The following is a 5,024-nucleotide window of genomic DNA, read 5'->3' on the forward strand; positions in this document are numbered from 1 at the left end:
ATGTTTAGCAATAATCTGAAATGCTTCATCCCATGAAATTGCGACATATTTATCGGTGGCAGCATCGTAGCGAACTGGGTCAGTTAAGCGGCCTAAGTCTTCTAGAAAGAAATCACTTTGTTCTGATAACCAACTGACGGTATGACCTGCAAAATATTCAGGAGTCACTGTTTTACTGGTTGCTTCAAATGCAACTGCTTTTGCGCCATTTTCACAGAAGTTAAAGGCATGAGCATTTTTCTTTTCTGGCCATGCACAACCGGGACAGTCGAACCCGGTAGGCTGATTAATATTGAGTAAGGTAATCGAACCTTTTTTTAAAATATCTTGCCGCTTTAGGTTTCGAGCGACACTAAGAAGTGCTCCCCATCCGCCCGCAGGATGAGTATAGGGTTCAATTCGTGCAAAGCCGTTATTTTCCTGAATATGCTTTTGTTCTTCTGAATTATCCACTTTGTCATCCTCTTATTACTTTTTACACATTCTATAGGTGCAATAAATTCACAAGTTAATTATGGTTATATCTACGCTATTTGCTGTTTATCTTAATAAGTAAAAATCCACTTTTATCTTACCCATGATATTTAGAGGCAGCCTCAACGCTAGTTATAATATGTGCCATATTTTTTATAATTACAATCATTCAGCCCAACCACGCTATTTATATAAAAACATACAAAACAATTAGTTAAAAAATTAATAGCTGTAGCTTTTACAGATAAAAACATAATTCACTTTATATTTTTAAAAAATAGAAATGATGTAGTGGGCTGAAATTTACGTCATTTTAAGTAGGTTTTTATGGGTTTAAGCAGTATAAATTAATTGAAAAAAATAGATTCAGAGAACTTATGAAGGTTGTGATTGCGCCAGACTCTTTTAAAGACAGCCTATCGGCTTTAGGCGTCGCTCAAGCCATTGCCAAAGGATGGCAAGAAGTTTTTCCTCATGCAGAAACTGTTTTATGCCCTATGGCCGATGGCGGTGAAGGAACCATAGAAGCGGTGTTAGAAGTTTGTGAAGGTGAATGGCGTGAAAAAACTGTAGTCGGGCCATTAGGTCAGCTTGTTCAGGCCAAATGGGGATGGTTAGAACATCAGAAAATCGCCATCATTGAAATGGCTCAAGCCAGCGGCATACAGTTAGTTCCACCGTCTGAGCGTGATGCCTGCCAGAGCACAACGTTTGGCACAGGCCAGCTCATTTTGGATGCTTTAGACGCAGGTGCAAAAGACATTATTTTAACTGTGGGTGGCAGTGCAACCAATGATGGCGGCACAGGACTACTCAGTGCTTTGGGCGCGGTTTTGCTCGATGCTAACCACAACGTTTTACCCGCAGGTGGCCTCGCGCTACGCAATCTATCACAAATTGATTTAACACATTTCGACCCACGTATTCAGCAAACTCGTTTTTTATTGGCTGCCGATGTGACCAATCCACTTAGCGGCCCAAACGGCGCATCTCATATTTTTGGTCCACAAAAAGGTGCTTCACCTGCTCAAGTAAAGTTACTTGACCAAGCACTTGCCCATTTTGCCGATGTCTCGCTTAAGCTTTTAGGCTTTGACAAACGAGATGAAGCGGGATCTGGTGCTGCGGGAGGTTTAGGATTTGCCGCCAAAAGTTATTTAAATGCTGAGTTTAAGACTGGAGTTAAGGTTGTGGCTGAACTCAACCAGCTTGCCCATAAAATCTCTAACGCGGATTGGGTCATTACAGGCGAAGGTAAATTTGACCAACAAACCTTAAGTGGTAAAACAGTTTTTGGGGTGAGTCAAATTACCAAAACACATAATGTTCCTGTCATTGTCATTGCGGGAACATTAGGCGAAGGCTATCAAGCGCTTTATGAGCACGGCGTTACAGCTGCATTTTCGCTAACTAATGGCCCCATTACATTAGAGCAAGCCTGCGAACATGCGGCAGAACTTATTTATGAAAGAACTGTCGATATTGCGAGGCTAATTCAATTTAGCCAAACCAGTTTGAGAGATAAAAAAGTTTAATCGGCTAACTTTAAAAGGCTCTCTTTACAGCTTTCCAATATTTCATCGCTAAGGTTTGATTGGTCTGGGCATGCGCGAGACAAAGCAATTGCCCCTACAGATTGAGCAAGAATATTAATGGCTTGCTTTCTCAACTCTGGCGCTTCCAAAGAAACTTGTTTTGCTCGTTCGTTCATAATGAACTGAATAAGTTGCTCAATACCCTCTTCAAATTCGACTTTTACTTCGTCTGGCTGTCTTGCAGCATCACAAGATAGCGCAGTTAAGGTACAGCCCTGATCTCGGTTATCGCGATGAGTGCGGGACACATAAAGCTGAATAAATTGAGTTAAGTTTAAGCCTTCTATTCTTTTTAAAACCTGCTCAAGCCCATGTTTAACGGTAATTGAGACAAGGTCGGTCTTCGAAGTGAAATGTTTATAAAAGCCGCCGTGAGTAAAGCCTGCGCTAGACATTAACTCGGCAATGCCAACTCCGTCATAGCCTTTGTTACGAAAGAGTTGAGTCGCCTTTTCAACAATTTTTTCTCGGTTTTCTTTTACCTGAGTTTTACTGACTTTCATGTTGGCCTACTCACTTTTTATTCACCCTACTGGTCATAATTATACATTGATTATGGTTGACATCAAAACCTGCATATTTTAGATTATGGTCATCATCTAAAAATTAAAGCGTGGAGACATCACATGTCAGCTCAATCAAAAGTACTTATTACAGGAGCTTCGTCAGGAATTGGTTCTGTCTATGCAGACCGATTTGCTCAACGTGGCCATAACTTAATCTTGGTTGCACGAGACACCAACCGCTTAGATAAAATCTCAAAAGACCTTCAAGAAAAATACGGTGTACAGGTCGAGTTCATTCAGGCCGATCTATCAAAAGATCAAGACATCACTAAAATTGAAAATGTACTCAAAAACGATGCTGATATTGAAATTTTGGTAAATAACGCGGGGATTACATTAAGCGGAAACTTTTTAGCTCAGGATATTAAAGAAATTGAAACACTCATGACTTTAAATATGACTGCGGTTGTTCGATTGTCTCATGCAGTTTCAGAGCAACTTGTGCATAAAGGTAAAGGCTCAATTATTAATTTAGGTTCTGTTGTTGGGTTGTCCCCTGAATTTGGCTCTACTATTTACGGTGCAACTAAGTCTTTCATACATTTTTTTAGCCAAGGCTTATATTTAGAGTTAAAAGATCATGGCGTACATGTTCAAGCCGTATTGCCATCTGCAACTAAAACCGAAATTTGGGAACGCTCAGGCATCGACTTAAGCCAAGTTCCACCATTAATGGATGTAAATGATTTGGTCGATGCGGCTCTGATTGGTTTTGACCGTAAAGAAACAATCACAATTCCTGTGCTGAAAGACGAAAATCAATGGAATAATTTTGAAAAATCACGTATCACATTACTACCAAACTTTTCTTCGGCTGAAGTAGCCCAACGTTATAAAACTAACTAATACTGCTACCCAATTCTCAAGTAGGAAAATCTTATGAATGTTATTGATGCCATCCGTAATCGCCGTGCAGTTAAACGCTTTGACCCTGCATTTCAACTTTCTGACGATAACAAAAAGCAGTTATTACAAGAAGTTTTAGCAAATGCTCCAAGTGCGTTTAACTTGCAACATTGGCGCCCTGTTGTGGTTGAAGACGCTGAGTTAAGACAAAAGATTCGCACAATTGCATGGGACCAACCACAAGTTACCGAGGCTTCTTTACTGATTGTGTTATGTGCAAAAGTAAGTTCATGGGAAGCCGATGCGAAACGCGTGTGGGATGGCGCGACTCCAGAAGTGCAAAATATTATGGTAGGTGCGATTGATCAATATTACCGTGACCGCCCACAAACCCAACGTGACGAAGTGATGCGTAGTGCAGGCATCTTTGCTCAAACCTTAATGCTTCTTGCGCAAGAGCATGGTTTAGACAGTTGCCCTATGGATGGTTTTGACTTTGACGCAATGGCAAATCTCATTAACTTACCTGAAGATCATGTGGTGTGTTTAATGATTGCAGTTGGTAAGTCAGCATCTCAGCCTTACCCACGTGTGGGCAAACTTCCTTACGATGACGTCATTATTCAAAATACATTCTAAGTTTTTAGTCAGATTGTAGGCTGTAAATCATTAAGTTCCACGGTGCGAGTAAGAAACATTCATACCCGCACCAATTGAAATAAAGACTACTGATTTATAACTGATTCACCAAACCAGAGGTGATCGTTATATGCTTATACTCGATGAAATCATCCATTGCGGCGACACCATTTAGACGTCCTAAACCGGACTGTTTAAAACCACCCTCTTCAAACTCATCATAAACCACGGCCCAATCATTGATCCAAATGGTTCCTGCATCAATTTCACGAGCAACTCTTAAGGGACGATTAACATCACGAGTCCAAATACTAGCCGCAAGACCATATTCATTGTCATTTGCAAGTGCAATCCCTTCTGCTTCTGTATCAAAGACTTGTAACGTTAATACAGGACCAAAAGTTTCCTTCTGAATAATATCCATTGAATTATCATTTACTTCTAGCAATGTTGGTCGATAAAAAGCACCTTTCGCTAAGTTGCCTTCAGTAATTGGGCCACCACGTACAATAACTTTTGCACCCTCATTAATCGCTTTTTCGACAATCTGATTGACACGTTCAACATTAGGTTTATCAATTAATGGCCCCATATCACTTTTCAAGTCAGATGCTGGCCCAACATTTACAGCTTCTAAACGAGCTGCCAACAATGTTTTAAGTTCCTCAGCAATCGGACGCTGTACCAATAGACGAGAGCCAGTCATACAAAATTGTCCAGCAAATACAGTTAATGCCTTTTCAATTTTAGGTAACACTTCATTGAGGTCAGCATCCTCAAACACGATCATTGGTGTTTTACCACCCAACTCCAAACCAAAACGCTTCAGGTGCTGAGCACCTACTGCGGAAATGGCGCGCCCCGTTGTGGTACTTCCAGTAAAACTAATAACAGGTACGTCAGG

Annotated in this window: 5 protein-coding genes and 1 pseudogene; 3 read left to right on the forward strand and 3 right to left on the reverse strand. The window is 40.7% G+C overall.

Annotated features, from left to right (window positions below; all coding sequences use genetic code 11):
- Positions 1–453: pseudogene (locus UC75_RS20805) on the reverse strand (CbbBc protein); the annotation flags it as partial.
- Between the two features lie 398 nt (positions 454–851).
- Between UC75_RS20805 and UC75_RS08420 the strand changes: the two are divergent.
- A complete protein-coding gene (locus UC75_RS08420; protein WP_049837283.1) occupies positions 852–2,009 on the forward strand; it encodes a glycerate kinase in 1,158 nt (385 codons plus the stop codon).
- Here UC75_RS08420 and UC75_RS08425 read toward each other — a convergent pair.
- Positions 2,006–2,572, reverse strand: coding sequence for a TetR/AcrR family transcriptional regulator (locus UC75_RS08425; protein ID WP_049837284.1), 567 nt, complete (start codon positions 2,570–2,572; stop codon positions 2,006–2,008). The two genes, UC75_RS08420 and UC75_RS08425, sit on opposite strands and share 4 nt — an antisense overlap.
- A gap of 123 nt (positions 2,573–2,695) precedes the next feature.
- Here UC75_RS08425 and UC75_RS08430 point away from each other — a divergent pair, with 123 nt between their 5' ends.
- Positions 2,696–3,481, forward strand: coding sequence for an SDR family NAD(P)-dependent oxidoreductase (locus tag UC75_RS08430; protein ID WP_049837285.1), 786 nt, complete (start codon positions 2,696–2,698; stop codon positions 3,479–3,481).
- 33 nt (positions 3,482–3,514) lie between these two features.
- The gene (locus UC75_RS08435; RefSeq protein ID WP_049837286.1) at positions 3,515–4,120 is read left to right on the forward strand and encodes a nitroreductase family protein; all 606 of its coding nucleotides are present in this window, start codon (positions 3,515–3,517) and stop codon (positions 4,118–4,120) included.
- A 94-nt stretch (positions 4,121–4,214) separates the two neighbouring features.
- Here UC75_RS08435 and UC75_RS20810 read toward each other — a convergent pair.
- On the reverse strand, positions 4,215–5,024 hold an 810-nt coding region (locus UC75_RS20810; protein ID WP_228137179.1), incomplete at its 5' end, for an aldehyde dehydrogenase family protein.

The organism is Acinetobacter sp. V2 (assembly GCF_001188385.1).
Classification (GTDB): Bacteria; Pseudomonadota; Gammaproteobacteria; order Pseudomonadales; family Moraxellaceae; genus Acinetobacter; species Acinetobacter oleivorans.